The sequence below is a fragment of the Bradyrhizobium sp. 172 genome (assembly GCF_023101065.1).
GTDB lineage: Bacteria > Pseudomonadota > Alphaproteobacteria > Rhizobiales > Xanthobacteraceae > Bradyrhizobium > Bradyrhizobium canariense_D.
On the sequence record NZ_CP064701.1, the window covers coordinates 5,377,766 to 5,404,157 of the forward strand.

Below are 26,392 nucleotides of genomic sequence, written 5' to 3' on the forward strand. Positions count from 1 at the left end.
CGAATAGCCTCTTGGCGATGTGTCATAAATCAGCCCGTCAGGAGAAAATACGGACGCGACGCAACGCACACGAATCAATTTAGACGCGACGTGAATATTTTGTGGAAAAGTTTTGACTTGTCCAGCAACGACGATGTTTTCGTCGCCAAACTCCGTAGTCGTGCGGAGATTCAAGCGGTTTTGGAGTCAAGCTTCGCACAAGCATAGCGCGCTTGCGGCGTGCCGGCGGAGCAGTGGCGATGAGTGAGCCACGATCTCTCAACCGGAAGCTGATCTCGCGCAGGCTTCGAGGGATTGGACGCCCAAAAAGAAAAGACCCGTCCGGGGGGACAACCGGACGGGTCGAGCCATATGGGCGCTTGGGGTGGATGGGCGCTCGCGCCTGATATGACTTATGGGGAGGGATAACCGCTCCCACATAATTTGGTCGTGGCAGCGGGCCGAACGTTCAATGCGGCGTTTGATTTTTCAACCTTCGCGCCGCGCGCAAAGTTGTCGCAGCCGCTATCGCGTCGCCGGCCTATCCGCCTGAGAAACCGTGGCTTTATCCTCGGTGCTCGACAACGAGGGTTGCTCTAATGCGCGGATGCCAGGCTCGTCGCGACGCTTCTCGATATCTTCACGTTTTGTTGTACCGGATGCGGCCGCGACCGGCGTCGCGCCGGCGGCGGGAACGGCCATGACCGCGGCAAACGCGTCGGCCCCGCCATCGCCGAACAGATCATCACGCCCGGGTGAACCGAGGTCACGCGCCGTCTTCGCCAGCGTCGTGCGCAGCGCTTCCGGCTTCAAGGCGGAGTTGCGCTCGAGCAGCAGCGCTGCGACGCCGGAGACATACGCGGCCGAGAACGAGGTGCCCGACGTCATCTGGTATTTGCCGTCAGGCGCTGGCAGGAAGATATCGACGCCGGGAGCCGCGACCGCGATGTAGTTGCCACGGTTGGAGGCGGTGAACAGCCGGTCCTGCTGGTCGGTTGCGCTGACCGCGATCACGTTGGGATTGGCGGCCGGATAGAGCGGCGGCGACTTCGCGCCGGCATTGCCGGCGGCTGCGATCAGCACCAGGCCACGCGCGGCGGTCGCCGCGATGGCCCGCTCGATCACCGCGTCTTTGGGACCGGCAAAGCTCATGTTGACGATCTGCGCGCCGTGCTCGGCGGCATAGTTCAGAGAGCGCAGGATGATGTAGGACGAGCTCTCGGCCCCGCCGGTGGTGCCGCCGAAGGCGCGGATGGCGATGATGCGCGCCTCGGGCGCGCTGCCCATCAGCTTGGCATGCGCCACGATGGCGCCTGCAATGCCGGTGCCATGAATGTGCGGGCCTTCGGCGCTACCGAGCGCATCGAAATTATCGGCAATGGAATTGGCAAGTTCCGGATGTCGGGCGTCGATGCCGGAGTCGATCACAGCAACCGTCACATTGGCGCCATGCGCGAGAGTATGTGCCTGCGGCAGGCGGAGCTTGGCCAGCGCATATTGCGCGGGATCTCCCTCGGTCGGCACCGACGATTTCTGGTCCTGAAGCAGGTAGCGGAAGTTCGGCTGGACCGAACGCACGCTGCCGTCGGCCGCGAATTCACGCCGCACCGTCGCGGAGGGCCGGCCGTCGGTGATGCGGAACAGTCCGAACGTCGCCCCGATCAGCGGAAAATTCTCGGAGGACACGCGCGTCAGGCCATGGCGACGCGCAAGCTCGTCGGCCTCGGTCGACGACAGCCCGCCATCGATCTCGGCGACGAATTCGTCGGCGAAGGTACGCAAATCCGCGGCGACGGGCGCGTTGTTGCCGCGCCGCTTTCCGGCGGTCTTCTTGCCCGATTTGCCCGAGCCATCGCCGCCTGCGTTCTGCTGCGCCAGGCATTCGCCGGCGGCGTCGCGATCGGGCGCGGTACAGGCGGGATAGAGGTTCGGGGAGTAGCGCGCATAAGGCAGCACCGGCGTCGGCCCCATCCGCGCCGAAATCCTCGTCGTCACGATCGGACCGGGACCGCGGCCGACGGCCACCGCTCTGGCTGCAACGCCCGGACTGACGCGTGCGGCGATGCCAGGAGAAATGGTCGGCATTCGGGAGGGGACGCTGATCGTCGGCGTGCGCATGATCGCCTGCGCCTGCGCAACCTCGACGCCGAGACAGGCGGCGAGCAAAAGCGCGGCTGCGACCGACGAAGCGCAGACCCCGGCTCTTACTCCACTTTCGGACTTGCGCGTCATCAGCTTGGAAGCGCCTTACGGCGCCGCGACGGCGAGGTTGACGAACTTCTCGCGCTGCATCTTGCCAAGCAGCGAGTTGAGTTCGTCACGGCTCATCGCCTTGTCGAACTGGAGGCGGAACATGCCGCCCTTGGCATCACCGATGATCGAAGCCTGGTAGCCGTCGAGCAATGCGGTGATGTCGGCGACGCGCGCCTCGGGCGTGAAGCGTACCAGCGCGCGCGCTGGCGGGACGGTCGTGCCGAGGTCGCGTGTGATCGGAGCGCTGGTCGAAAGCGAAGCAGTCTGGAAGGTCGCAGTCTGGGTCTGCGTCAACACCGCGCCGATGATTCCGGCTTGCAGCACGAGGGCCATGGCGCCAAGGCTCGCCGACCAGGCGAGAGTGCGCGGCGACAGGCTCGCAAAGAAGGTGGCGATGCGCGCCGACAGCGGCAGCGAACCGGCCGCCCGCGCGGGCTCGGCGTCGATCGCCGCGAACAGCTTCTGCATCGCGCGCGCCGACGGAGCACCCAGGCTCTCGTTCAGATGAATGGTCTCTTCATACTCGCCGCGGATCGCGGCATATTGCTTCGCGAGCTCGGGATCGCGCGCTAGCGCCTCGTCGACGCGGCGCGCATCGCGCGGGTTCAGCGTGCCGGCGGCGTGCCACGGCAGCAGCAGTTCAATTTCACCGGGCTCTTGCTCCAGCATCTTCTTGCTCAAAGCCATCATGGCCAGCCTCGCTCAATGCCGGCTGCCTTCAGCAGTTCGGCCAATTTCTTGCGCGCATAGAACAAGCGCGTCTTCACAGTGTTCTCCGGGATGCCAACGATTTCGGCCACCTCTTCCACGGATTTCTCGTGGTAGTAGACGAGATCGACGATTTCCCGATGATCCGGCGAGAGGCCCGTCAGACACTCCCGCAACGCTTCACTGGTATCCTTCTTCTGCACCGCCGTTTCCGGATTGTCGGACGTGTCCTCGATCGCGTTCGCGGCGTCGTCGTCCAACTCAAAATCCTTCCTGCGCCGAAGCGCAGACAGGGCCTTGAATCGGGTAATGGCCAGCAGCCAGGTGGAAACGGCGGATCGGCCCTCGAACTTGCCGGCTTGACGCCAGACGTCGAGAAATACCTCACTGATGAGGTCTTCCGCCGCCTGCTCGTCCCGCACGAGCCGAAGGCCGAACCGATACACCCTTACATGGTGCCGCCCGTACAGCACCTGCATGGCGAGCCGGTCGCCTTGAGCGATCCTGGCGATCAGGATCTCGTCCGAAGCCGCTTGTGTCACGCTCAAAGGCCGTCTCGCAAGATTGGTCGGGTCGATGCGGCAGACGGTTCGACGGGAGGGGTAAAATTGTTCAGCCTACCGCAGTCATACGGGAGGCTGTGTGATCTACCCCACATACGCGAAATTTCCTTTTGCCACCCGCGGCTGGGCGCCGCGCTCAAGAACGGTAACATAGTAATGAAGCACTTTCCTGAGCAATGCCGTCCAGCATAGAGAAGCCGACGTGCATGGAACCTTAGCAGCCTAGCACGACATATGTCTTCCGAAGCCCTGCTTTGGCTCGACCGCGTCGCACACGACGCCTCACGGCCGGCAAATTCCTCGGCCGCTCGACGTCCCCGCTCCTGCGCTGCACAGCGTGGATTCGGTTTCGAAGGATACCAAACCTAAAGGCTTGCCACGTAGATTTTTGGGCTGACATCCACCATTGGGCGGGACCATGAGCACGGCTGCGACGTCCTTTCCCGAGAGGAATGCCGCTGAGGCCGCGGATCTCGCCCTGACGACCGCGGCTGCGGCACCCGAGGTCCTGGCGCGCCGGATCCGGCAGCGGCGCCAGATGTATGTCGGCCAGGTGGCGAGCTACTCGCTCGGCGCCTCCGTCCTGCTGCTCTACGCCTATGACGGCGTCATCTCCATGGGCGTTCCGTCACTGTTCTGGCTCGGCGGCCTTCTGACCATCGGAACCTTCACCGTGCTGTCGGAAGCGGGCTTCGGCGACCGGTTCGAGGATCATTACCTCACCGTCTTCCAGATCTCGGCGCATATGTCGCTGCAGCTGCTGTTCCTGCTCGCGGTGCCGACAGTCGGAGTTGCGTTCCTTGCCGTGCTGTTTCTGATCTTCGCCTTCGGCACGCTTCGTATGACATCGAGCCAGGCGATGCTCACCTGGGGCCTCGCCACTTGCGGGCTCGCCTTGGTCTTCCTCGCCTCGGACTTGCCAATCGGACTGCCGGTTACGACCCAGCTGCAACGGGCCGCCTCGATGCTGTGCTTCGTGCTGGTGATTGGCCAGTGCGCCTTCCTCGGCCTGTTCGGCGCCACGCTGCGCAAGATCCTGTACCGGCGCAGCATCGAGCTGAAGGCCGCCTATCAGCGCATCGAGGAGCTGGCGGAGCTCGACGAACTCACCGGCTCCTACAACCGCCGCTGCATCATGCGGCTTCTCGACGCCGAGATCGAAAAATCGCGGCAGACATCGACCCCTTGCGCGATCGCACTCATCGATCTCGACTGGTTCAAGCGCATCAACGACGCCCATGGCCATCCCGTCGGCGACGAGGTGCTGCGCACCTTCGCAATCACCATTTTCGCCAACATCCGCCCGGCCGACTGCTTCGGCCGCTACGGCGGCGAGGAATTCTTGCTGCTGCTGCCGGCGACGGACGGCGATGCGGCATCGCGCACGCTCGATCGGCTGCGCGGCATCGTCGCCGATCTGGACTGGAGCGCATTCTCCCCGGGCATGCGCGTGACCATTTCCGCGGGCGTCGTGACGCTGCGCGACAACGATACCGCCGACACGTTTCTCGTGCGCGCCGATAGCGCGCTCTATTCCGCCAAGGCACAGGGGCGCAACCGCATTGCAACCAGCTGATCAATCCATTTTCTCCCGGCGCGACCGAAGCCGCTGCCGGGCCGAACGCGCCAGGACAGGGCAATGAGATCTAAATCCGCCAAATCATCCGAGAATCTGCTCGAGGAATTGCAAACCGCGCTCTCGCACGGCACCGTCGCGCACCGGGTCGAGACGCTGCGCCGCGTCACAGATCTCTTCGTGGGCAACGCCTCGGACTATTCCGACGACCACGTTCGTGTGTTCGATGACGTGTTCCAATGCCTGATCGAGCAGATCGAGACGTCCGCCAAGGCGCTGCTCGCCGACCGCCTCGCACCGATCGCGGCTGCGCCGCCGAAGATCATCCGCACGCTCGCGCTCGACGAGGTGATTGAGGTTTCCGGCCCGGTGCTGTCGAAATCCGAACGGCTGGACGAGGAGATCCTGATCGAGATCGCGCGCACCAGGGGTCAAGCCCATCTCAAGGCGATCTCGCTACGGCGGGTGCTGTCGGAAGCGCTGACCGACGTGCTGGTGACCCGCGGCGACGAGGACGTGGTGCAATCGACCGTCAGCAATCCGGGTGCGCAACTGTCGGAGGGAAGTCTCGCCGACCTCGTGACCCGCGCCGAGCGTGACGACGACCTCGCCAGTTGCATCGGCCTGCGGCCCGACTTGCCCCGCCATCATTATTTGAAGCTGGTCGCAAAGGCCTCCTTGGCCGTGCGCAGGAAGCTGGAGGCCGCGCACCCCGAGTTCGCGGACGACGTGTCCAGCGTGGTCCAGGAAGCGGCCCAGCGAATCCGCGCCGCCAGCATGACCAGGCAGACCGAGAGGGCGCGCGCGCTGGTGAAGTCGCTGCATGAGGACGGCCGCCTCACCGAGCTCCAGGTCGCCACCTTCGCGGAGCAGGGCAAGTTCGACGAGACCAATGCGGGGCTCGCGGCGCTTGCGGGCGTCGCAGTCGAGACCGCCGAGACCATGATGATCGAAAGCCGGATCGAGGGCGTGATGATCCTCGCCAAGGTCGCGGCCATGCAATGGTCGAGCGTCCGCGCCATCATTGCCCTGCGCGAGAAGCTCTCAGGCGGCTCGCAGACCGACATGCTGACGCTACGCGACGCTTACGAGGCGCTGCGCAGCTCGACCGCGCAGCAGGTGCTGCGCTTCCACCGCATGCAGCAGGGCGCGACGCCGGCGGCGTGAAGCCGGCGAGCTAGTAGCGTAGGACCCTCGCCCCCACGAGCGCGCCAATTGCCGCCACCAACGCGGTGGCGAGCGTGTACCAGGTCGCGACGAACAGCGGCGAGTCGTCGGTGCAGTGTGAAGCGTACAGCGTCGCGGCGAGCCCGGCCGACACCAGGCCGGCGAGAGCCCCGGCGAGCGCCGGATGGGACGGCGCGCCGTGACGCAGGCCGAACAGGGCCCCAGCAAGCAGCGGCAGCGACATCGCAGGGATTGCGAACAGGCATACCCTGGAATTCTTGCCCACCAGTCGCATCGTCATCGGCATGGCCGGCGCCATCATCGCCTCGCTGCCGATCGCCACCGCGAGCAGCCCGACCGGCAGCAGCAGTAGCCAGCCCCAGCCACGCAGCAAGGCCTCGGGACGCGACAGATGCAGGCTGACGATGATCGCCGGGATCGCGAGCGACAGCGTGACCGCGAACTTCATGTCGAAGAACGGGTTGTGCATCGCGCTCATCACGTCGTGACGCACACCGAGAAAGGTGGCGAAGATCAGGATCGACAGCGGCGCAGCGACCAGCAGCGCCATGGTCAGCACCGCGCCGACGCGCGGCGGACGATGGGCGTTGTCGGCCGCGAGCGAGCGAATGAGTTGATCGGTGTCCATGACTACTGGTCCCGCAGTTTGGCAGTCAGCGCGGCAAGTCCGCGATGTAGCGCGACCCGCACCGCGCCCTCGCTCATCGAATATTTCACCGCCGTGTCCTTGATCGACGTGCTGTCGACCGCGATCGACTGCAACACGTCGCGCTGGCGCTGCGGCAGCGTATTGAGCTGGCTGGCGACTTCGCCGGCCGAGACCGTCTCCTGCGGCGCCTCGCCCGGCAGGGTCTCGGCGAAATCGTCGATGTTGACGAAGATCCGCCTGCCCCGTCGCCGCAGCATGTCGATCAGCTTGTTGCGGCCGATCGCAAACAGCCACGGGGCGAAGGGGGCTTCGCTGTCCCAAGTGTGCCGCTTCAGATGCACCGCCAACAAAATCTCCTGCACGATATCCTCGGCCTGGTCGGGAGGCTGCCCGGCCCGAGCCAGGCCGCGCCTCGCGGCAGCGCGCAGCACAGGCGTGACCGCCTTCAACAGGCGCTGATACGCCGCGTCATCGCCTGCCATGGCCGACCGCATCAGGCCGGTCCACTCGTCCTCACGTCCGCGCACGCGCGCCCCTCACCATGCAATTCGGCCGCTCTTTCAGTTTGTTACGCTGGCATCAGCCAGATCACGAATTCGTGATCTTGCTTGGCCACGCGACCGATGCGGCCGTCAGGATCTGCGACGGCTCATAACACCGATCGGTCCAGTCCGCACCCCGCGGCCGGCTGCGAAGGCAGCGGTTTTGCCGCGCTTTTGCCCGGTGTGGCCCGAAGATTCCCATTTTCTGCCCCGCTGTGGTCACGCCCCAGGGTCTCTGTTCAGTCCCGGGACGGGCGGAATTTGGGGAGATCGTCAACATGATGAAAGCCAGCGGGCGCGCGGCCCTGATTCTCCTGGCCGGGCTTTTCTTGCTGTTCGGGGGCGTTGCACAGGCGGCGCCGAATTCAGCCGCAAGCAGCAAGTCGGACAGCGCGGGCAAACAGGCCGACACGGTCAAGCCGACCAAGCAGCGGCATCACACGTCGCGTCACCGCGACAACACCAAGACGGCAGAAAAATCCGACGACAAGGCCGACAAGAAGGACGCCGCGGCAACGGCCGATGAGACGAAGGCCGACAATCGTGACGCGCCGACCTCGAGCCAGATGCCGCCGGAAATCGCCAACGCCAACGCGCAACTCGCCGCCGCCGATACGCCGACCGCGGCTGCCGCTTCCGCAATGACGGGCCGGGCCAACGACAACGTCCAGGCCGCGGCCGATAATACCGCCGCCCCGAACGCCGAGAGCCAGGTCGTCGCACCCGATCAGCTCAACGACATCGACCGCGCCCTGCAACAGGACAACACGCCGGCGCAGAGGGCGGTGATCGACGCGCAGCCGCGTCCGGCGCCGGTGATGGCAAGCAGCCAGCAGAGCTCGGCCTGGGACCAGAGCTCCCTGATCGGAAAAATCTTCATCGGCGTCGGCACGCTGCTGACGCTGGCCTCCGCCGCGCGTATGTTCATGGCGTGATTTTGGCCTGATCGCCGGCCCGCGGGACCTGGTCCGGAACGCGCATCTGGCCGCGTGTTCCGGCCGTCCTCGCGCCGATGGCTTTGCGGCCTCTTGAAGCCCACCGCGCGAGCGGGCACATTGCCCGCTCAACCAAAAGCGTGGGTGGAGCATGAGCACGTTCGAACACATCATCGTCGAAAGCAAAGGCGCGGTCGGCATCATCAAGCTGAACCGGCCGAAGCTGCTCAACGCACTCTCCTTCGGCGTCTTCCGCGAGATCGCCGCGGCCGTCGACGATCTCGAAGCCGATAACGCCATCGGCTGCATCGTCGTGACCGGCAGCGAGAAGGCGTTTGCTGCCGGCGCCGACATCAAGGAGATGCAGCCGAAAGGCTTCATCGACATGTTCTCGGAGGATTTTGCCGCGATCGGCGGCGATCGGGTCGCGCGCTGCCGCAAGCCGACGATCGCCGCGGTCGCAGGCTATGCGCTCGGCGGCGGCTGCGAGCTCGCGATGATGTGCGACTTCATCATCGCCGCCGACACCGCCAAATTTGGTCAACCCGAAATCACGCTCGGCACCATCCCCGGCATCGGCGGCACCCAGCGCCTGACCCGTGCGATCGGCAAGTCCAAGGCGATGGACCTTTGCCTCACCGGCCGCATGATGGATGCGGCCGAAGCCGAGCGCAGCGGCCTGGTCAGCCGCATCGTTCCCGCCGACAAGCTGATGGACGAGGTGATGGCCGCGGCCGAGAAGATCGCCGCGATGTCGCGGCCCGCGGTCGCGATGGCCAAGGAAGCGGTCAACCGCGCCTTCGAGACCACGCTCGCCGAGGGCATGAGCGTCGAGCGCAACCTGTTCCACTCGACCTTCGCACTGGAGGACCGCTCCGAGGGCATGGCGGCGTTCATCGAGAAGCGGAAGCCGGTGAACAAGAACAGGTAAAGGCAGGCGAGCGGTCAGCCTGGTGTAAGGCTCTGCCGCTTTCCCGCAGAATCCCTGTGACGTGCCTGCAACAAGCACGGAATACATGGGGGTTTCCCCCGCGGCAGTTTGCCTGCGGGACCTCGGCTGGTTAAACAGCTAAGAGAGCCGCCGTCGGCGGGGGCGGACAGCCGGGATTTGCGGGATTACATGATTGGGCGTGCCGCCAGAGCTGGTCGCGTGATGACGCGGCATCGATCGGGCGTGGCTCCTGTGCTCGCGACATGGACCACGCTGGCGCTGTGTTGCGCCCTGCCCTCGGCCGCACGGGCGGAAGCGCTGCCGGAGGCGCTCGCCAAGGCCTACCAGACCAATCCGCAACTCAATGCCGAGCGTGCGCGGCAGCGCGCCACCGACGAGAACGTGCCGCAGGCGCTCGCCGGCTACCGGCCACAGATCGTGGCAAGCCTCAGCGCCGGGTTGCAGTCGGTGCGCAACCTGCTGCCCGACAACACCATCCAGACCGCCAATCTGAAGCCATGGATCATCGGCGTCACCGTGTCGCAGACCCTGTTCAACGGTTTCCGCACCGCCAACAACGTGCGCGCCGCCGAACTCCAGGTGCAGTCTGGCCGCGAGGCGCTGCGCAACGTCGGCCAGGGTGTGCTGCTCGACGCGGTCACCGCCTACACCAATGTCCTCGCCAACCAGTCGCTGGTCGAGGCGCAGCGCTCCAACGTCGCCTTCCTGCGCGAAACGCTCTCGGTCACCCAGCGGCGCCTCAACGCCGGCGACGTCACGCCGACCGACAGCGCCCAGGCCGAGGCGCGGCTCAACCGCGGGCTTTCCGATCTCAACGCCGCGGAAGTCGCGCTGGCGGTGAGCCAGGCGATCTACGCGCAGGTGATCGGCAATGCGCCGTCGCAGCTTCGGGCCGCCGAAGTCGTCGACCGCTATCTGCCGAAGAGCCGCGAAGACGCGCTGACGATGGCGATCCGCCAGCACCCAGCGGTGATGGCGGCGGGCTTCGACGTCGATGTCGCCTCCACCAACATCCGCGTCGCCGAAGGCGCGCTGCTGCCGAGCGCCAGCGTCCAGGGCAGCGCCAGCAAGAGCCGCAACAACGACCCGACGCTCGGCACCTTCGCCGAAGATCAGGCCTCGATCGTCGCCAATGTCACCGTGCCGATCTACGACGGCGGCCAGGCCGCCGCACAGACCCGGCAGGCCAAGGAAATCAGGGCGCAGAGCCGGCTCGTGCTCGATCAGGTGCGCAACCAGGCGCGCACGGCGGCGGTCAGCGCCTGGGTTGCCAATGAAGGCGCCAAGATCGCGGTCTCGGCTTCGGAGTCCGAAGTGAAGGCGGCGACCGTCGCGCTCCAGGGCGTGCAGCGCGAGGCCGCCGGCGGACAGCGCACGACGGTGGATGTGCTGAACTCGCAGGCCGATCTGATCCAGGCCAAGGCCCGCCTGATCGGCGCCAATCGCGACCGCGTGATCGCTTCCTACACGCTGCTCAGCGCCGTCGGCCATCTCGACGTCAAGACCTTGAGCCTGAACACGCCGGACTATCTGCCCGAGGTGCACTACCAGCAGGTCCGCGACGCCTGGCACGGCCTGCGCACGCCATCGGGGCAGTAGTTTCAATCGTCTGGCTTGGTGCCGATGAAAAGCCGCCGCATCCATCTGATGGGAGCCTCCGGCTCCGGCGTGACGACGATCGGCCGCGCGCTCGCGAGCCGGCTTGCGCTGCCGCATCACGACAGCGATGATTATTTCTGGCTGCCGACGGCGCCGCCCTACCAGACCACGCGCCCCGCTGCCGAGCGTCTGCGCCTGATGCGCGAGATGTTTCTGCCGCGGCTCGATTGGGTGCTGAGCGGAACGGTCACCGGCTGGGGCGACGAGTTCATCCCATTCTTCGATCTCGTCGTCTTTGTGACGACGCCGCGCGAGCTTCGCTTGCAGCGCCTGCGTGACCGCGAGGCTACGCATTTCGGAGCGGATGCCGTCGCACAGGGCGGCTGGCGTCATGAGGAGGCGGAGTCGTTCGTCGACTGGGCCTCGCACTACGAAGCCGGCGATCGCGAGGGTCGCAGTCTCGCAAGAGATGAGGCGTGGCTCGCGAAGCTGCCCTGCCCGGTCGTGCGCGTCGACGGCTCACGCCTGCTTGCGGACCTCGTCGAGCAGCTATGCAGCGAAGCGCAGCGGCTGCCGGGCTGATGTGATACTGTCACGATGCCACTGCCAAATAATAATACAGGGAGAGAAACCATGCTCAGCCGACGCAGCGTCCTGCTTGCCTCCCTTGCCGCCGGAGTTGCCATGTCGAACAAAGCCCACGCACGTGCCGCGCAGCCCGCCACTCCGGTCAATTTCGACGTCCCGGCCCATGCCTGCGACTGTCACACCCACATCCATGGCGATGTCGAAAAATTTCCGTTCTTCGCGGGCCGCGTCTACACGCCGGAACCGGCTTCGCCGGAGGAGATGGCCGCGCTGCACAAGGCGCTGCATATCGAGCGCGTGGTGATCGTGACGCCGAGCGTCTACGGCACCGACAACTCGTCGACGCTGTTCGGCATGAAAGCGCGTGGCGCGGCCGCGCGCGGGGTGGCCGTGATCGACGACAAAACGACCGAGGCCCAGCTTGACACGATGCAGGCAGACGGCTTTCGCGGTGTCCGCCTCAATCTCGCGACCGGCGGCGTCAACGACCCCAATGTCGGCCGGCCGCGCTTCACCGCCGCAGTCGAGCGCATGAAGGCGCGCGGTTGGCACGTGCAGCTCTACACGACGCTTCCCATGATCTCGGCGATCAAGGACCTCGTCGAGACGGCGCCAGTACCCGTTGTATTCGACCATTTCGGCGGCCTTGAGGCCTCGCTTGGGCTGGAGCAGCCGGGATTTTCCGACCTGGTCGCGCTGGTGAAATCCGGCAAGGCCTATGTCAAGATTTCCGGCGCCTATCGCTCCTCGAAGCTCGCGCCCGATTATCAGGACATGGTGCCCTATGCCCGCGCACTGATCGCGGCGAATGCGGACCGCATCGTCTGGGGCACGGACTGGCCGCATCCGGATTCGAGCCGTGTCGAGGGACGCAAAGCCACCGACATCGCGCCGCTCTACCAGATCGACGACGGCCGCCTGCTCAACCAGCTTCCGGTGTGGGCGCCGGATGCAGATGTGCGCAAGAAGATCCTGGTCGACAACCCGGCGCAACTCTACGGGTTCTGAGTCGCGCCAAGCGCAATTCGGTTCAACGACCGCGACACGGTTCCACAATGAGGCGTGGAACTGTTGTCGCGAAGGCACAAACTCGTTGGACTCACACGAACGTGTTTGTGCTCTCGTCCGTTTCTCACCCTTCTGGTTGAGGCGGCGATTCTTTTTCGGGGCTACGCACACGCACAGATTTCATTTGTTCGTGCGGGTGCATGCCTTTATCGCATTATCTTGCCGCGCTTTTTTCCGGCATTGGAATTGGTTTCACCGTGGCCGCCCCCATCGGACCGATGGGCATGCTGTGCATACAGCGCACATTGGCATCCGGCATGGCCACGGGCCTCGCAACCGGCTTCGGCGCCGCGACCGTGCATCTCACCTACAGCGCTCTCGCGGTTTTAGGACTGGGCTCGCTGGCACAGCCCCGGGTCGAGGCCAATGCCGCCGGCTTCGGCACCGTCTCGGCGCTCACGCTGCTGTGGTTCGCGATCCGGACCCATCGCGGCTCGGTCGCGCTCCAGACGACCGACGTCGTCGACAACGTGCATCTGGCGCGGGCCTATCTCAGCGCCATCGCGCTTGGGTTCACCAATCCGCTGACCGTCATCCTGTTTCTGGCTGCGCTGCACGCCTTTTCAATGCAGACCGCGGCAGCCCCGCTGATCGCCGGTGTCTTCGTCGGTTCCGCGATCTGGTGGACCGTGCTCAGCACGATCGTGGCAATGGCGCGGTCACGGCTGACGCCGCGCATGCTGTCGATGAGCAGTCGGTTGGCCAGCTTGATGCTGCTGGGCCTCGGCACCATGATGCTGGTGCGGATCGCGCAGCGGATGCTGTGATTGGCGGCGTCAGCGTGCGCGGCGGGAGAAGAAGGAGATCAACACCGGCAGCGTCACCAGGATCACGATAGGGGCGAGCATCATGCCTGTCACCACGACGACCGCAAGCGGCTTCTGCACCTGCGAGCCGATGCCTTCCGACAGCGCGGCCGGCAACAGGCCGATGCCGGCGACGACGCAGGTCATCAGCACCGGCCGAAGCTGCAATTCGCCGGTGCGTATCACCGCGGTCATGCGGTCCATGCCCTCTTCGATGAGTTGGTTGAACTGCGACAGGATGATGATGCCGTCCATCACGGCGATGCCGAACAGCGCGATGAAGCCGATCGCCGCCGAGACACTGAAGGCGGTACCTGTGATCAAGAGACCGAGCACGCCGCCGAAGATGGCCATCGGAATCACGCTCATGGCGAGCAGCGTGTCGGTCATCGAGCCGAAATTGAACCAGAGCAGGACGCCGATCAGCGCCAGCGAGATCGGCACCACGATCGACAATCGCCGGATCGCGTCCTGGAGATTGCCGAATTCGCCGACCCAGTCCATGTGCGCGCCGGGCGGCAGTTGCACCTGAGCGGCGATCTTCTGCTGCGCCTCGCGGATGGCGCTGCCGAGGTCGCGTTCACGTACCGAGAACTTGATCGGCAGATAGCGCTCCTGCTGCTCGCGATAAATGTAGGCCGCACCCGAGACGAGGCTGATGGTGGCGACCTCGCTCAGGGGGATCTGCGTGACGGTGCCGTTCGGTCCGGGCGCACCGATCCGCAAATTCTGGATCGCCTCGGCGCTCCTGCGGAATTCCGGCGCAAGACGAACGATGATCGGGAAGTGGCGGTCGCTTCCTGCCTCGTAGATGTCACCGGCGGTGTCGCCGCCGATCGCGACCTTGATGGTGGCGTTGATGTCGCCCGGCGCGAGGCCATAGCGCGCGGCCTTGGCACGGTTGATATCGATCTGGATGGTCGGCTGCCCCAGTGAGGTGAACACGGCAAGGTCGGTGACGCCCTGCACGGTTGATAGCACCGACTTGATCTTGTTGGCGGTGTCGGTCAGCGCCTGGAGATCGCTGCCGAACAGCTTGATCGAGTTCTCGCCCTTCACGCCGGAAACGGCTTCGGAGACATTGTCCTGGAGATATTGCGAGAAGTTGAACTCGACGCCGGGGAAGCGATCGTCAAGCTGCTTGAGCAGTTGCGCGGTCAACTCTTCCTTGTCGCGGGTGCCGGGCCATTGGCTGGCGGGCTTGAGGGGCGCGAAGAACTCGGCGTTGAAGAAGCCGGCGGCGTCGGTGCCGTCATCGGGGCGGCCGTGCTGCGACACCACGGATTCCACTTCAGGCCGCGCGCGGATCACCTTGCGCATTTCGTTGACGTAGGAGTTGCCTTCCTGAAGCGAGATGGTCGGCGGCAGCGTGGCGCGGATCCAGAGATTGCCCTCCTCCAGCTTCGGCAGGAATTCGAGGCCAAGCAAGCGGCTGAGCGCAACCGTCATCAGTACGAGGCCGAACGCGCCACCGAGCATGATGCCGCGGTTGGCGACCGCCCAATGCAGCACCGGCATGTAGATCCGATGCAGGATCAGCATCACCCTGGTCTCGGTCTCATGAACATGCGCCGGCAGAATGATCGCCGACAGCGCAGGAGTGACGGTGAACGTCGCAAGCAGACCGCCGGCCAGCGCGTAGGCATAGGTCCGGGCCATCGGTCCGAAGATGTTGCCCTCGACGCCGGAGAGCGTGAACAGCGGCAGGAAGGCCGCGATGATGATGGCCGCGGCGAAGAAGATCGAACGAGAGACATCGGCCGCCGCGCTGAGAATGGCGTGGCTTTTCATGCCGAACAGCGTCTCGGACGACATCTGCTCGGATTCCGACATCGGCGTCGTCTGCGTCAGGCGCCGGAAGATCGCCTCCACCATGATGACGGTGGCATCGACGATCAGGCCGAAATCGATCGCGCCGACCGACAACAGGTTCGCCGATTCCCCCCGTAGCACCAGGATGATCACCGCGAAGAACAGCGCGAACGGAATGGTGGCGCCGACGATCAGCGCACTGCGGAGATCGCCGAGGAATATCCACTGCAGCAACACGATCAGCAGAATTCCGATCACCATGTTGTGGAGCACAGTGTGGGTCGTGAGGTCGATCAGGTCGCCGCGGTCATAGATGCGCTCGATGCGCACGCCGGGCGGCAGGATGCTGGAGTCGTTGATGGTTTGAACGAGTTGGTGGACGCGCTTGATGGTTGGCGAGCTCTGCTCGCCGCGGCGCATCAGGACGATGCCTTGCACGATGTCGTCGGACTCATCGAGGCCGGCGATGCCGAGACGGGGCTTCTGGCCGACGGTGACGGTGGCGACGTCCTTGACCAGCACCGGATTGCCGTTGGTCTGCGAGACCATGGTGTTGGCGAGGTCGTCGATCGAGCGGATCAGGCCGACGCCGCGCACCACGGCCGATTGCTGACCGATATTGACGGTGTTGCCGCCGACATTGACGTTGGAATTGCCGACCGCCTGGAGCAATTGCGGCAGCGTCAGGCCGTTGGCGACCAGCTTGTTGAAGTCGACCTGGAGCTCGTAGGTCTTGCTCTTGCCGCCCCATCCGGTGACGTCGATCACGCCGGGCACGGCACGGAAGCGCCGCTGGAGGATCCAGTCCTGGATGGTCTTGAGGTCGAGCACGCTGTAGTTCGGCGGGCCGACGAGACGGTAGCGGAAGATTTCGCCAATTGGACTGAGCGGCGAGATCTGCGGCTGCACATTGCCGGGCAGCGGCGCGAGCTGCGCCAGGCGGTTCAACACCTGCTGCAATGCCTCGTCATAGGTGTAAGCGAACGAGAACTGCAGTTTGACGTCGGAGAGGCCGTAGAGCGAGATGGTGCGAATGGTCGTCACGTTCTTCAGACCCGCGACCTGGGTCTCGATCGGAATCGTGATGTAGCGCTCGATCTCCTCCGCCGACAGGCCCGGGCTCTGCGTCACGATGTCGACCATCGGCGGGGTCGGATCCGGATAAGCCTCGATGTTGAGCTGGTTGAACGCAATCAGGCCGCCGATGAGCACGGCGACGAACATCCCGACCATCAGGAAGCGCCGGTTGACGGCAAGGGCGACGAGGCGATCCATTCAGGTCTTCAGCTTGTCTTTTTTTCCCGGCCCGTCGATCAGCTGCCGGACGCCGCGCGGTCGATGAACAGGCTGCCTTTGGTGACCACCTGCTCGCCGGGCTTCAGATTGCTGGTGACCTCGACGAGATTGCCATTGATGAGACCGATCTTGATCTCCCGCAGCTCGACCGACTTGTCCTCGCGTGCCACCCAGAGCCGGACCTTGTCGGCTTCGTAGATCAAGGCCTGCTTCGGTACCGCCGGCGCGGCGCGGTCGCCGGACGAATAGATCGTTACGTTGGCGAACATCTCCGGCTTCAGCAGACCGTCCTTGTTGTCGATGGTGGCGCGGACCAGCAGGCGACGGGTGTTCGGATCGATCGCGGCGGCGACGTAGTTGACCTTGGCGGTCAAGGGACGGCCCGGGAGCGCCATCACGTTGACGGTGATGTCCTGCCCGATGCACACGGCAGCCGCATCGCTCTCGCGCACGAAGGCGGTGAGCCAGACCGTGGAGAGGTCGCCGACGACGAAGACCGGATCGCTGGCGCCCGAATTGACGTACTGGCCGGGGCCAATTTTACGCTGCACGACCGTGCCTGCGATTGGCGAATAGATCGTGACTTCCGGATTGATGACGCCCTTGTCCTGGAACGCCTTGATGGTCTCGTCGGTGAAGCCGAGGATCCGCAGCTTGTTGCGCGCGGCTTCCAGCGCTGTCGCCGAGGAGCGCATGTCGTTCAGCGCTTGAACCTGGGTCGCTTCCGCCTGCTGATAGTCCTTCAGTGGGATGGCATGGCCCTCGTAGAGGTCCTTGGCGCGCTTGAACTGGATATCGGCAAGATCGATCGCCGACTTGGCCTTGTTCTGCGAGCTCATCGCCGCAATGAAATCGTTCTGGGCCTGCACGGTGTCGGCGGCCTCGATCGTGAACAGCGGTTGGCCTTGCTTCAGCACCTCGCCTGGCTTGGCGAGCAGCTTGGTCACCCGGCCTGCATAGGGTGAAAACACCGGCGTCGAACGGTCCTCGTCGACTGCGACCTTGCCCTCGGTGACATACTCGGCGCGGAAGGTCTTGGCCTTGACCGGCTCGATCGTCAGCGTCGCCCATTCGGACGGCGTCGGCGTGAAGTTCTGCGCATTTCTGCGCGATTGGCTGGAGATCTCGGAGTGGCTCTTCTCCTTGGCTCCCGCATAGAGGAAGCCGTAGGCCCCGGCACCGGCAAGAGCTAGTAAAACTACGGATGTAATTACCCGTTGTTTTGTAAGCACCTGCAAACGCTTGGTATTTTCAACTACCATGGGGCCCGGTCATGTCTGCGATGATACCAGCGGATGCCAGCGTCATCGGTCGCGCTAATAGTGCCGAATTGTGATTTCAAACAACCTAAAAAACGCCGGCCGCCTTTCGGTTTGCGTTAAAAATTTGCGACACGTCAGCTTCACGTCAGTTTGTCACCGGCCACTCTGCCGGATGACTGCCGAGCGGCATCGCCGGACGGCTCCATTGCGCAGGCGTCTTCGACAGCAGCGCCGAATGGCGCACCGCCTTCAACGTGCCAAAGCCAGATGGCATGCTCTCGATGAATGCAGCGTGTACGGCCTCGCCCGTAATATCCGGGGTATTCAGGCCCTTTTCGAGCCGTCCGAGATTCCACAGCCAGCGCCCGGTCTGCGCCAGCGACACGCGCACGTGCCAGCTGCCGCCTTCGCGGGCCTGGCGGGCCTTGGCCATCATCGCGCCGAACGCCATCAGATAGCCGGTGGCGTGGTCGAGCATCTGCGCCGGCAATTCCTTCGGTCCATCGATGCCGGCAGCCTGTCCTTCGGCATGGTTGAACCCGGTCGTGGTCTGCACCAGCGAATCGAAGCCGCGCCGTTCAGCCCAGGGACCGGCATGGCCATAGGCTGACAGCGTTAGGTAGACGATGCCGGGGTTGATTGTCGCTGCGTCCTCCGGCGTGAAGCCGAGAGCGGCAAGCGCGCGCGGGCGATAGCCTTGCGAGAAGATATCGGCGTCTCTCAAGAGCTCGCGCAACTGCGCACGCCCGGCCTCGCTTTTCAGCTCGATGAAGGTGGTGAGCTTGCCGCGCCCGGTGTCGATGGTCAGCCACGGAATGGCCGGCAGTTCGGGGCCTGACACGAGCAGCACATCCGCGCCATGCGCGGCGAGCGTGCGGCCGGCGACGGGCCCCGCGATGACGCGAGAGAGATCGAGCACGCGCAGGCCTGCGAGCGGGCGATCGCCTTTTGGCAATCGTTGCGGCCATGGCTTCGGCGGGGCCTCGCCGATCTTCTCGATCGAGACCAGCGGCAATTCGGCGAGCGCGCGGGCCTGCGGCAGCGCCGACCATTCGTCGTACGAACGCATCAGGGCAACGACGCCGCCCGCGGCGTAGGTCGCAGTCTCGAAATCCTCGCTCTTCCATTGCATCAATGCGGCCTGCACCTTCTCGCGCTCGGGTTCGCAGCCGAGCACCTTGCAGACGGCGTCGCGATGATGCGGGAAATTGGTGTGGCAGCGGACGAAGCGGTTGTCGCCGGTTCTGTAGACGCCGGCGATGGCGTCCCAAGCGGGCGGCGGCGGCTTGTCGTCGACGCGCAAGTAGCGCTCGGAGCGGCATTCGGCGACGGCATGGCGCAGGTCGACGCTGACGTCCTGCGCTTCGCCGCTGCGCAATCTCCAGATTTCGGCGGCGGCAAGGCCGGCGGCGGCGATCGTTGTCTGGCCGGCAATTGCGACGCGAAATGAGGACGGGATCTGCGGCTCCTCGCCCGTCAGCCGGACGCGCGCGAGCGCGGCGGCGTCACCGCCAGCGGAGGTCCAGATGTTGCTGAGAATCTCGGTGGGGCTTTGCATGACCCTTCTCTCCCTTTAGTTTGCGACCATCGCATTAGCACACAAGGACATGCAATGGCCGCCATCGATCCTCTCACCGCAGGCGCCGTGTTCATCGCAACGGCGGCCACCGACGCGGTCTATGTCATGTTTACCTCGGCCGTGATCGCGCGCAAGCGCGTGCCCGCGGCGAACTGGAGCGCGGTCTGGTACATGCTCTCCTCCTATGCGGTGATCAGCTACACCGAAAACGCTTTCTATGTGGCTTTCGCGGCGATCGGCTCCTGGGCCGGCGCCTACGTCTCACTGACATTCCTGCACCGCCCGCCCGGCGGCCCGCCGGTGGGGGCGGCACCGGAGTGAGGGCCGCTGTTTCCACACGGTCATTGCGAGCGAAGCGAAGCAATCCAGAGTCTTTCCGCGGTGGCAGTCTGGATTGCTTCGTCGCAAGAGCTCCTCGCAATGACGATGTGGAGGCTTTTGGGCATCTCTCGAAACAGCTACACTAGCTGCGACCAACAAAAAAGGAAAACCAACCAATGGATCTCGGTCTCAAAGGCAAGAACGCCATCGTACTTGGCGGGACGCGCGGCATCGGGCGGGCGATTGCGGCGACGCTGGCCGGCGAAGGCAGCAATGTCGCGGTGTGTGCACGCAACGCGGACCAGGTTGCCGCCACGGTTACGGAGTTGAAGGCCAGCGGGATCCGCGCGACCGGCGGTCCGGTGGATGTCACGGACGGCGCGGCACTGAAATCCTGGATCGAGAATGCTGCAAAGGAGCTTGGCGGCATCGACATGCTGTTCTCTAACGCGGGCGCAATGGCACAAGGCCATGATGCCGCGTCGTGGGAGCAGAATTTTCGACTCGACCTGCTCGGCGCCGTGCACGCGTTCGACGCCGCGCGGCCGTTCCTCGAGGCTAGTGGCGACAAGGGTGGCGACGCCGCCTTCGTGATCATCTCATCGATCTCCGCGGCGCAAGCGGACACGGCGAGTTCCTACGGCCCGATCAAGGCTGCGTTGATCCACATGGCCAAGGGGCTGGCACGGCAGTACGCGAAGAAGAAGATCCGCGTCAACGTGGTCTCGCCAGGCACGGTCTATTTCAAGGGCGGCGTCTGGAATACGATCGAGCATAACATGCCCGAGCGCTACAATGATGCGATGAAGCGTAACCCCACCGGCCGCATGGCGACGCCGCAGGAGATCGCGAGCGCAGCGGTGTTTCTGGCGAGCCCGGTGTCGGGGTTCACCACGGGCTCCAATCTGGTGGTGGACGGCGCGATCTCGAACCGGGTGAATTTTTAGAACAAACTCGTCATTGCGAGCGTAGCGAAGCAAATCCAGTATTTCTCCGCGGTGACAGTCTGGATTGCTTCGCTGCGCTCGCAATGACGGGGCGAGAGGGGCGCGGCCCCCACCCTCAATGAAAATCCCGCGACGGCGGCAGGATGCGGACATTGCGGGGATGACGGATTTTTTGCGCGGGCGCATCCGTGTGGGCGCGGGGGTCGTCGTTGAGCGGTTCGACCACGGTGGCGCCTGCCGGCACCGGATGCTTGCGGCCGAGGGCGTCGTTGGCAAGGCCGACCAGATCGTGCGAACGGTCGATCATCCGCTGGGCGATCAGATGCGTCACCTTTTCGGGACTGCTCTGGATGTAGCCCTCGACCAGGATGAGGCGTGCGCCCATCACCTCCTTCCGGTACTGCTCCATGATCTTCGGCCACACCACGACATTGGCGATGCCGGTTTCGTCCTCCAGTGTCATGAACACGACGCCGCTGGCGCTGCCCGGCCGCTGCCGTACCAGCACGACGCCGGCACAGCGGACACGGCGCCGCTCGTTGTCGTGATTGATGTCCTTGCAGGCGACGATGCGCTCGCGCGTAAACATCTCCCGCAAAAATTCAATCGGATGGCCTTTGAGCGAAAGGCGAATGGTCTGGTAGTCCGCGACCACCTGTTCGGCGCGCGGCATCACCGGCAACGGCCTGGCGTGCTCGTCCGGCTGCTCGCGTGCGGTGGCCACCTCGAACAGCGGCAGCGGCACATCGTCGGGCAGGCGCCGCACCTGCCACAGCGCCTCGCGGCGATCGAGCCCGAGCGAGCGAAACGCGTCGGCATCGGCAAGCAGGATCAGCGCGCGCTTGGGCAGTCCGGTGTCGCGGGCGAAATCTTCCAGCGAGGTGAAGGGCCGGCGGTTGCGCGCGGAGACGATGCGGTCGGCCCAGTCGGGCGCTCTCTCCACACGGTCATTCCGGGACGCGCCTCTTTTCAGCCTTTCCTCATCCTCATCGAGCCAATGAAAACCGTCGATCTGGCGGAAGCCCAGGCGCACGGCGCAATATTTGCTACTTCCTTCTTCCAGCGTGTTCTGCGCAAAACTGTAGGACACATCGATATCGCGCACCTCGACGCCATTCTTGCGAGCGTCGCTGACGATCTGCGCCGGGGCGTAAAAACCCATCGGCTGCGAGTTCAGGAGGCCGCAGCAGAATGCATCAGGGTGATAATGCTTCAGCCATGAGGAGATATAGACAAGCTGCGCGAAGCTTGCGGCATGGCTCTCCGGAAAACCGTAGCTGCCAAAACCCTTGATCTGTTCGAAACAGTTCCTGGCAAAATCAGGCGCATAACCGCGTGCGATCATGTTGCCGATCATCTTGTCTTCGAACTTGCCGATGGTGCCGACATTGCGGAACGTTGCCATCGCACGGCGCAGGCCGTTGGCCTCCTCGGCCGTGAACTTCGCGGCCTCGATCGCGATCCGCATCGCCTGCTCCTGGAACAAGGGCACGCCGAGGGTCTTGTGCAGCACCCTGTAAAGCTCGTCCTTGTCGCCATGCTCCGGTGACGGCGATGGATAGTTCACTTTTTCCAAGCCGTTCCGCCGCCGCAGATAAGGATGCACCATGTCGCCCTGGATCGGACCAGGCCGCACGATCGCGACCTCGATGACGAGATCGTAGAAGGTCCGTGGCTTCAGCCGGGGCAACATGTTCATCTGGGCGCGGCTCTCGACCTGGAACACGCCGAGCGACTCCCCGTCGCACAGCATGTCGTAGACTTTGGAATCATCCTGCGGGACGCTCGCCAGCATCCAACGTTCGCCCTTGTGCTGCTCGATCAGATCAAAGCACTTGCGGATGCAGGTCAGCATGCCCAGCGCGAGCACGTCGACCTTCATCATGCTGAGTGCGTCGACATCGTCCTTGTCCCATTCGATGAAGGTGCGATCGTCCATCGCGGCATTGCCGATCGGCACATAGGTGTCGAGCCGGTCCTGCGTGAGCACATAGCCGCCGACATGCTGGGACAGATGACGGGGGAATTCGATCAGCTCGGTCGCGAGCTCGACTGCGAGGTTGATCATTGAATTTTGCGGATCGAGGCCGGCCTGCCTGACCTGCATGTCGTTGAGGCCCTTGCCCCAGCTTCCCCAGACGGTGTCGGCAAGGGCCGCGGTGACGTCCTCGGTCAGGCCCAGCGCCTTGCCGACGTCGCGGATGGCGCTGCGCGGGCGATAATGAATGATGGTGGCGATGATCGCAGCGCGATGGCGGCCGTAACGGCGATAGACATATTGCATCACCTCCTCGCGCCGCGAATGCTCGAAATCGACGTCGATGTCGGGCGGCTCCAGCCGCTCCTTGGAGATGAAGCGCTCGAACAGCAGATCGACCTTGGTCGGGTCGACCGAGGTGATGCCGAGCACGTAGCAGACCGCCGAATTCGCCGCCGATCCCCGCCCCTGGCACAAAATGTTCTGGCTGCGGGCGTAATGCACGATGTCGTGCACGGTGAGGAAGTAATGCGCGTATTTCAGATCGGCGATCAGCGCGAGTTCTTTCTTCAGGGTGGCGCGCAGCTTGTCGTCGATCTTGCCGCCGAAATATTTGTCGACACCGGCCCAGGTCAGATCCTCCAGATGCCCCTGCGCGGTCTTCCCCGGTGGCACCGGCTCATCCGGATACTGGTATTTGAGCTGGTCGAGCGAGAAGGTGATCTTGTCCGCAAAGCGCATGGTCTCCGCGATAGCTTCGGGGAAATCGCGGAACAGCCGCGCTATCTCCCTGGGCGTCTTCAGAAATCGCTCGGCATTGGCTTCCAGCTTCCGGCCGACCGCCTCGATCGTGGTCTTTTCCCGGATGCAGGTCAGAACGTCCTGGAGGGGACGGCGCGCGGGGTGGTGATAGAGCACCTCGTTGGTCGCAAGCAGCGGCACTTTTGCTTTTGCGGCGAGATCATCGAGCTGCGCGAGGCGACGGCGATCGTCGCCGCGATAGACCAGACTCGCCGCCAGCCACACGCCCTCGGCGCGACTTGCCTTCAGCTTGGCGAGGATGTCCTGCGCTTGCGCCGCATCGAAGCGATGCGGCAGCGTCAGGATCAGGAGCTGGCCTTCGGAAAACGCAAGGAGATCGGCGAAGGTGAGATGGCATTCGCCCTTCGCGATCCGCGTGATGTCGTCGCCGCGCTTGCCCCGGGTGAGAAGCTGGCACAGCCGGCCATAGGCGGCGCGGTCACACGGATAGACCAGGATATCCGGCGTGCCGTCGATGAAGACGATGCGGGTGCCGATCAGAAGCTTCGGCTTGTGCAGCACCTTGTCATTGTCGAGCTCCTTGTAGGCACGCACCACACCGGCGAGCGTGTTGTGATCGGCAATGCCGATCGCGGGAATGCCCAGGATGCTGGCCTGGTGTACATAGTCGCGCGGATCCGAGCCGCCGCGCAGGAAGGAGAAATTCGTGGTGATGCCGATCTCGGCATAAGCGGGCGTGTTCATGCGAAGAGACCGTGCACATACCAACCGGGAGGAGCGGGCTTGCCGTCGTCGTCGAAGCACTCCCCCTCGTAAAGACCGTCGCGAAAGATCCAGAAGCGTAGGCCTTCGGCATCCTCGATACGAAAATAATCCCGTGTCAGTTGCTTGCCGTCCTGCCGCCACCATTCCATGGCGATGCGCTCGGGGCCCTCCACCCGCACCACCGCATGCTGCGCGCGGCGCCAGGTGAATTGATGCGGCGGCCCGTCGGGCACGGTCGCGAACGGCACATTGATCGGCTCAGGCTTGTCGAACAACCGCAACGGACGCAGCGGCGGCTCACCCTCGGTGCGCGCGGGCCATTCGGCCTGCATGGCCACGGCGAGATGATGCTGGGCAGGCGCCGCCAGCACCGCACATTCAGGGATATGGGTATCCTCAGGCAGGTGCACGACGACGCGCTTTCCGCCGATGCGCGCGGCGATGCGGTCGATCAGCGCGGCAAGCTCGTCATTGTCGTGGACATGGGCGTCGAGATCGCGCTGCTCCTGCACCACGATCTCGGTGCGGCTTGCCGACAGCCGCACCATGTCGAAGCCGAAGCCGGGATCGAGGGGATCGGCGAGTGCATCGAGACGCTCGCGGAACAGCCGGTCGACGACCGCGCTCCGCGTCACGGGACGTCCGGTTTCGACCATGATGGCGCGCACCGCGCCGTCGGTACGGAAGAATGTGGCTTCTAACCGTCGCGCGCCCTTGCCCTGCTTCTCCATCGACGCGATCAGCGTGTCGGCGAGGCGCGACAGCGTCATCGCGATCATGGTGTCGGTCGCGATCGGCTCGGCAAAGCGTTTCTCTACGATGTAATCGGGCAGCGGCTTTCGTGGATTGATCGGCGCATCGCCCTGTCCCAGCGCGTGCGCAAGCAGCGTGGAGAACCGCGCACCGAACCGCGCCGTGATTTCGCTCGGCGTGCGCGAGGCGACATCGCCGATGGTTTTCAGGCCGGCGCGGCGCAGGCCGGTGCTGATGGCCTCACCCGCACCAAGCGCGGACACTGGAAACCGGCTGATTGCCGCCGCCTCCCCGCCATTGGCAACGATGCTACCGGATGCCTGCCGCGTCAGCGTGCGCGCGCAGACCGAGGTGCCGGCGATCGCCGCGCTGACGGCAAAGCCCTGGCGATCGAGGGCACGGACAAGGGTTTGCAACAGCGTAGCCTCGCCGCCGAACAGATGCGCGCAGCCGGTGATGTCGAGGAACAGCCCGTGCGGCGGATCGAGCGCCACCAGCGGCGTGAAGCGGTCGCACCAGTCGGCGATGTCGCCGATCGTCTTGGCATCGGCCACGGCATCGGCATCGAACACCTTTAGATCCGGACACATCGCCCGGGCATTGGCCAAGGGCTGGCCGATATGCAGCCCGAGGCGCTCGGCGGCCTCGTCCAGCGCATGGATCACCAGCGCGTTGCTGTCCTTGGCGACGACGATGCTGGGCTCATTGTTTTTATGCAGTCCGACGTTGCCGAAGAACCGCTGGATCCGGTCGAGAGGCAGGCGCGGCAGCCACAGGCTGAGGATACGTCGACGATTCAGAGAACTGGCACTCATCACATTTCCATTCCATGATCCACCGGCCGCACGGGCCATGACGATTGCGCAAGAGCTCGGCATCGAAGCGCGGCGCGCCCCAGGCGCTCCACATCGCGCCCGGCGGCGAATGCGCCGCGCGCAGCATCCATCTGGTCTCCGCGGTCGATGGCAAAGGTTGTGCGGCCATCCGCAGCAGCAAGCCGGTGACACCGGAAGACTGCGCAGCCAGCGTCAGCTTGCGGCTCGCCACAAGATCGAACTGCCTGGTCTCACCCCAGAGCTCGAGCACGACGGCGCCCAGCGCGTCGCAGGCGAGCGCATCGGCCGACGTGCGCAACGCACTCTCCACGTCGGCGGCGCGCACCATCACCATACGGCGCGGATCGAGACCGATCTCGGTGAGCCCGCTCATCGACAGCGCACCGGTTTCAATTTCTGAAAAATCCTGCCGCACCCACAGCAGCGGTTTGCGTGCCGTCATGCGCCCCGCAAGTCCGGTGACAAAGCCGGTCGCGGCCGCGCCCTGACGTCCTTCGCAAAATACCTCGTGGATTGCCGCGCGTGCGAGCCCGCCCTTTAGCGCGCTGTCGGCCTCGCGATGGCCGAGCGCGACACGGTCGCGATGATGCACGACCTCCGCCGTCTCGATGCGCTCGATCTGGCCGCGCAAGGCTGCAAGCGCGCTTGTTCGTGCGCCGCTCATATACGCCGCTC

21 protein-coding genes are annotated in these 26,392 nt (G+C 64.6%); 10 read left to right on the top strand and 11 right to left on the bottom strand.

The features are described from left to right. Positions 1-504: 504 nt before the first annotated feature. From IVB07_RS26015 to IVB07_RS26025, 3 genes are read right to left on the bottom strand one after another with little or no spacing between them, the layout of a single operon-like run. Positions 505-2,211 carry a S8 family serine peptidase gene (locus IVB07_RS26015; protein WP_026233259.1) on the bottom strand — a complete coding sequence of 569 codons (1,707 nt, stop codon included), beginning with the start codon at positions 2,209-2,211 and terminating at the stop codon, positions 505-507. Positions 2,212-2,226: 15 nt separating this feature from the next. Next, positions 2,227-2,922 (bottom strand): hypothetical protein, encoded by a 696-nt coding sequence (locus IVB07_RS26020; protein ID WP_026233260.1) that lies wholly within the window; start codon positions 2,920-2,922, stop codon positions 2,227-2,229. Then, the gene (locus IVB07_RS26025; RefSeq protein ID WP_007593582.1) at positions 2,919-3,488 is read right to left on the bottom strand and encodes a sigma-70 family RNA polymerase sigma factor; all 570 of its coding nucleotides are present in this window, start codon (positions 3,486-3,488) and stop codon (positions 2,919-2,921) included. Before IVB07_RS26025 ends, IVB07_RS26020 begins: the two co-directional genes overlap by 4 nt. A gap of 433 nt (positions 3,489-3,921) precedes the next feature. Between IVB07_RS26025 and IVB07_RS26030 the strand changes: the two genes are divergently transcribed. Continuing rightward, positions 3,922-5,079: a GGDEF domain-containing protein gene (locus tag IVB07_RS26030; protein ID WP_247766741.1), complete on the top strand. Its 1,158-nt coding sequence runs from the start codon at positions 3,922-3,924 to the stop codon at positions 5,077-5,079. 63 nt (positions 5,080-5,142) lie between these two features. Next, positions 5,143-6,246, top strand: coding sequence for a DUF2336 domain-containing protein (locus tag IVB07_RS26035; RefSeq protein WP_026233261.1), 1,104 nt, complete (start codon positions 5,143-5,145; stop codon positions 6,244-6,246). Positions 6,247-6,256: 10 nt separating this feature from the next. On the opposite strand, the gene IVB07_RS26040 is transcribed toward IVB07_RS26035, so the two are convergent. Together IVB07_RS26040 and IVB07_RS26045 are read right to left on the bottom strand one after the other, a co-directional pair. Then, positions 6,257-6,895 (bottom strand): DUF1109 domain-containing protein, encoded by a 639-nt coding sequence (locus tag IVB07_RS26040; RefSeq protein ID WP_018456891.1) that lies wholly within the window; start codon positions 6,893-6,895, stop codon positions 6,257-6,259. 2 nt (positions 6,896-6,897) lie between these two features. After that, positions 6,898-7,443 (bottom strand): sigma-70 family RNA polymerase sigma factor, encoded by a 546-nt coding sequence (locus IVB07_RS26045; protein ID WP_018456892.1) that lies wholly within the window; start codon positions 7,441-7,443, stop codon positions 6,898-6,900. A gap of 293 nt (positions 7,444-7,736) precedes the next feature. On the opposite strand from IVB07_RS26045, the gene IVB07_RS26050 reads away from it, so the two are divergent. The 6 genes from IVB07_RS26050 to IVB07_RS26075 all read left to right on the top strand — a co-directional run bounded on the left by IVB07_RS26050 (position 7,737) and on the right by IVB07_RS26075 (position 13,367). Further along, positions 7,737-8,393, top strand: coding sequence for a hypothetical protein (locus IVB07_RS26050; RefSeq protein WP_018456893.1), 657 nt, complete (start codon positions 7,737-7,739; stop codon positions 8,391-8,393). Between the two features lie 151 nt (positions 8,394-8,544). Next, positions 8,545-9,324: an enoyl-CoA hydratase gene (locus IVB07_RS26055; protein WP_018456894.1), complete on the top strand. Its 780-nt coding sequence runs from the start codon at positions 8,545-8,547 to the stop codon at positions 9,322-9,324. A 222-nt stretch (positions 9,325-9,546) separates the two neighbouring features. Then, complete coding sequence (locus IVB07_RS26060; RefSeq protein WP_204510676.1) at positions 9,547-10,944, top strand: TolC family outer membrane protein; 1,398 nt, start codon at positions 9,547-9,549, stop codon at positions 10,942-10,944. 24 nt (positions 10,945-10,968) lie between these two features. Continuing rightward, entirely contained in the window at positions 10,969-11,526 is a 558-nt protein-coding gene (locus IVB07_RS26065; protein ID WP_018456896.1) for a hypothetical protein, read from the top strand. A 51-nt stretch (positions 11,527-11,577) separates the two neighbouring features. Continuing rightward, the gene (locus IVB07_RS26070) at positions 11,578-12,540 is read left to right on the top strand and encodes an amidohydrolase family protein (protein ID WP_018456897.1); all 963 of its coding nucleotides are present in this window, start codon (positions 11,578-11,580) and stop codon (positions 12,538-12,540) included. A gap of 257 nt (positions 12,541-12,797) precedes the next feature. Further along, on the top strand, positions 12,798-13,367 hold the full coding sequence (locus tag IVB07_RS26075) for a LysE family transporter (RefSeq protein ID WP_231188709.1): 570 nt from the start codon (positions 12,798-12,800) through the stop codon (positions 13,365-13,367). 9 nt (positions 13,368-13,376) lie between these two features. Here IVB07_RS26075 and IVB07_RS26080 read toward each other — a convergent pair whose 3' ends face one another. The 3 genes from IVB07_RS26080 to IVB07_RS26090 form a co-directional block, all read right to left on the bottom strand. Beyond that, complete coding sequence (locus tag IVB07_RS26080; RefSeq protein WP_018456899.1) at positions 13,377-16,493, bottom strand: CusA/CzcA family heavy metal efflux RND transporter; 3,117 nt, start codon at positions 16,491-16,493, stop codon at positions 13,377-13,379. Between the two features lie 38 nt (positions 16,494-16,531). Continuing rightward, the gene (locus IVB07_RS26085; protein WP_018456900.1) at positions 16,532-17,776 is read right to left on the bottom strand and encodes an efflux RND transporter periplasmic adaptor subunit; all 1,245 of its coding nucleotides are present in this window, start codon (positions 17,774-17,776) and stop codon (positions 16,532-16,534) included. 145 nt (positions 17,777-17,921) lie between these two features. Further along, on the bottom strand, positions 17,922-19,334 hold the full coding sequence (locus IVB07_RS26090; protein WP_018456901.1) for a CoA transferase: 1,413 nt from the start codon (positions 19,332-19,334) through the stop codon (positions 17,922-17,924). Between the two features lie 54 nt (positions 19,335-19,388). On the opposite strand from IVB07_RS26090, the gene IVB07_RS26095 reads away from it, so the two are divergent. Together IVB07_RS26095 and IVB07_RS26100 are read left to right on the top strand one after the other, a co-directional pair. Next, positions 19,389-19,676: a hypothetical protein gene (locus tag IVB07_RS26095; protein ID WP_007593600.1), complete on the top strand. Its 288-nt coding sequence runs from the start codon at positions 19,389-19,391 to the stop codon at positions 19,674-19,676. A 176-nt stretch (positions 19,677-19,852) separates the two neighbouring features. Next, positions 19,853-20,623 (top strand): SDR family oxidoreductase, encoded by a 771-nt coding sequence (locus IVB07_RS26100; protein WP_018456902.1) that lies wholly within the window; start codon positions 19,853-19,855, stop codon positions 20,621-20,623. A gap of 115 nt (positions 20,624-20,738) precedes the next feature. Here IVB07_RS26100 and IVB07_RS26105 read toward each other — a convergent pair whose 3' ends face one another. The 3 genes from IVB07_RS26105 to IVB07_RS26115 are packed head-to-tail and all read right to left on the bottom strand — an operon-like array spanning position 20,739 to position 26,381. Continuing rightward, on the bottom strand, positions 20,739-24,107 hold the full coding sequence (locus IVB07_RS26105; protein ID WP_247766743.1) for an error-prone DNA polymerase: 3,369 nt from the start codon (positions 24,105-24,107) through the stop codon (positions 20,739-20,741). Beyond that, positions 24,104-25,696: a DNA polymerase Y family protein gene (locus IVB07_RS26110; RefSeq protein ID WP_247766744.1), complete on the bottom strand. Its 1,593-nt coding sequence runs from the start codon at positions 25,694-25,696 to the stop codon at positions 24,104-24,106. Before IVB07_RS26110 ends, IVB07_RS26105 begins: the two co-directional genes overlap by 4 nt. Next, a complete protein-coding gene (locus IVB07_RS26115; RefSeq protein ID WP_247766746.1) occupies positions 25,593-26,381 on the bottom strand; it encodes a DNA repair protein in 789 nt (262 codons plus the stop codon). Before IVB07_RS26115 ends, IVB07_RS26110 begins: the two co-directional genes overlap by 104 nt. Between the last annotated feature and the right edge of the window lie 11 nt (positions 26,382-26,392).

Coding starts and splice junctions, on each gene's coding strand:
- IVB07_RS26115 (WP_247766746.1), bottom strand. CDS start 26,381: ATGAGCGGCGCACGAACAAGCGCGCTTGCAGCCTTGCGCGGCCAGATC.
- IVB07_RS26040 (WP_018456891.1), bottom strand. CDS start 6,895: ATGGACACCGATCAACTCATTCGCTCGCTCGCGGCCGACAACGCCCAT.
- IVB07_RS26065 (WP_018456896.1), top strand. CDS start 10,969: ATGAAAAGCCGCCGCATCCATCTGATGGGAGCCTCCGGCTCCGGCGTG.
- IVB07_RS26020 (WP_026233260.1), bottom strand. CDS start 2,922: ATGATGGCTTTGAGCAAGAAGATGCTGGAGCAAGAGCCCGGTGAAATT.
- IVB07_RS26070 (WP_018456897.1), top strand. CDS start 11,578: ATGCTCAGCCGACGCAGCGTCCTGCTTGCCTCCCTTGCCGCCGGAGTT.
- IVB07_RS26015 (WP_026233259.1), bottom strand. CDS start 2,211: ATGACGCGCAAGTCCGAAAGTGGAGTAAGAGCCGGGGTCTGCGCTTCG.
- IVB07_RS26090 (WP_018456901.1), bottom strand. CDS start 19,334: ATGCAAAGCCCCACCGAGATTCTCAGCAACATCTGGACCTCCGCTGGC.
- IVB07_RS26100 (WP_018456902.1), top strand. CDS start 19,853: ATGGATCTCGGTCTCAAAGGCAAGAACGCCATCGTACTTGGCGGGACG.
- IVB07_RS26095 (WP_007593600.1), top strand. CDS start 19,389: ATGGCCGCCATCGATCCTCTCACCGCAGGCGCCGTGTTCATCGCAACG.
- IVB07_RS26085 (WP_018456900.1), bottom strand. CDS start 17,776: ATGGTAGTTGAAAATACCAAGCGTTTGCAGGTGCTTACAAAACAACGG.
- IVB07_RS26110 (WP_247766744.1), bottom strand. CDS start 25,696: ATGAGTGCCAGTTCTCTGAATCGTCGACGTATCCTCAGCCTGTGGCTG.
- IVB07_RS26080 (WP_018456899.1), bottom strand. CDS start 16,493: ATGGATCGCCTCGTCGCCCTTGCCGTCAACCGGCGCTTCCTGATGGTC.
- IVB07_RS26060 (WP_204510676.1), top strand. CDS start 9,547: ATGACGCGGCATCGATCGGGCGTGGCTCCTGTGCTCGCGACATGGACC.
- IVB07_RS26035 (WP_026233261.1), top strand. CDS start 5,143: ATGAGATCTAAATCCGCCAAATCATCCGAGAATCTGCTCGAGGAATTG.
- IVB07_RS26105 (WP_247766743.1), bottom strand. CDS start 24,107: ATGAACACGCCCGCTTATGCCGAGATCGGCATCACCACGAATTTCTCC.
- IVB07_RS26055 (WP_018456894.1), top strand. CDS start 8,545: ATGAGCACGTTCGAACACATCATCGTCGAAAGCAAAGGCGCGGTCGGC.
- IVB07_RS26030 (WP_247766741.1), top strand. CDS start 3,922: ATGAGCACGGCTGCGACGTCCTTTCCCGAGAGGAATGCCGCTGAGGCC.
- IVB07_RS26050 (WP_018456893.1), top strand. CDS start 7,737: ATGATGAAAGCCAGCGGGCGCGCGGCCCTGATTCTCCTGGCCGGGCTT.